Origin of the sequence: Brachyspira sp. (genome assembly GCF_050873525.1) — a bacterium.
In the GTDB taxonomy this organism is placed as follows: domain Bacteria; phylum Spirochaetota; class Brachyspiria; order Brachyspirales; family Brachyspiraceae; genus Brachyspira.
Genome location: NZ_JBNMIZ010000352.1, coordinates 1 through 1,283 on the forward strand (window position 1 = coordinate 1; position 1,283 = coordinate 1,283).

The 1,283-nt window shown below is 31.5% G+C and carries 1 protein-coding gene; it reads right to left on the reverse strand.

All coding sequences use genetic code 11. The annotated features are described in order from the left end of the window. Nucleotides 1-136: 136 nt before the first annotated feature. Nucleotides 137-1,234, reverse strand: coding sequence for a ribosome small subunit-dependent GTPase A (rsgA, locus tag ACR0QS_RS13270; protein ID WP_432633928.1), 1,098 nt, complete (start codon nt 1,232-1,234; stop codon nt 137-139). Between the last annotated feature and the right edge of the window lie 49 nt (nt 1,235-1,283).

Here is a 1,283-nt window from a genome sequence, read left to right on the forward strand (position 1 = left end):
GTTATAATTTTTCTTAATTAAAAATTCTTTTGGTAAAAATAGTTTGTCATTACGAGGCGTAGCCGAAGTAATCCAAAGTTAAAGAAATTCTATACAAAGTGGATTGCTTCAGGCGATGCCTTCGCAATGACGGAATTTATTTTTTAAGATTTTTATTTATTTTCTTATAATCGTTTTTATATTTCATTATTTTTTTTAACGCGGTTTTTCTGTCTTTTTTTATTTCTATAGAAGTTTTTTGAAGTTTTTTATTTTCGTTGAGTAAAGTTATATAAGCTTCGTATCTTTCGTAAGGAATTTTTCCTTCGTCTACAAGTTTGAGAATATGGCAGTCGGGTTCATGCTGATGAGTGCAGTTTTTGAATTTGCAGTTTTTTGACATCTCTTCCAAATCCTCGAAAGTTTTTTTTATTCCCTTATCGTCTTCCCACAAATCCAAATTTCTTAATCCCGGCGTATCGATAACCGCTCCGCCGCCTTCCAAAACCAAAAGCTCTCTATGAGTCGTTGTATGCATTCCCTTAAAATCGTATTCCCGAACTTCTTTAGTTTTCATTTTTTCTTTTTTTAGCAGACGATTAATTATTGTCGATTTGCCCGAACCAGAAGCGCCGATAAAAACCGAAGAAGTATTTTTTTTAATATATTCCAAAAATTTTTCCGTATTCTCTCCCGATTTCGCTCCGTAGCCGAACGCTATTTCGTTAGGATAATTTTCTTTTATATTTTTTAATAATTCTTCGTATTCGCTTTTTTCGTAAATGTCAATTTTGCTAATCGCTATAATCGGTTTAATTTCCGAAGTATGCGCGATTGACAAATATCTTGCAATTGCCGACATTGGCATTTCGTTATCTAAAGCGACAATTATAAAAACAAAATCGATATTGCTTACTATCGCCTGAATATCGTTTTTTTTAATATTTGCCTTTCTGTATAAAATATTTTTTCTCGTTAAAATCGTATCAATAAAAGCGTTATTATCCGACTTTCGCATCAAAACCCAATCGCCGACTATTGGAAGCTCGCTTTGAACTTCCGATTTATGCCTGATTTTTCCTTTAACTCTCGCTAGAAATTCGCCCTCATTTGAAAAGAGCGTATAATATCTTTTATTGATTCTTATAACTCTTGCGGGAATCAAATCTTTATCGTTAGAATTATTAAGAATTTCCGAAGCTAATTTTTCAAAATATTCGTCAAAACCAATATCTTTTATCGTGAAGCGCGTCAAATTTTTTCCTCTTTGATTTTTAATATTTTATATTTTATAATAATAATTA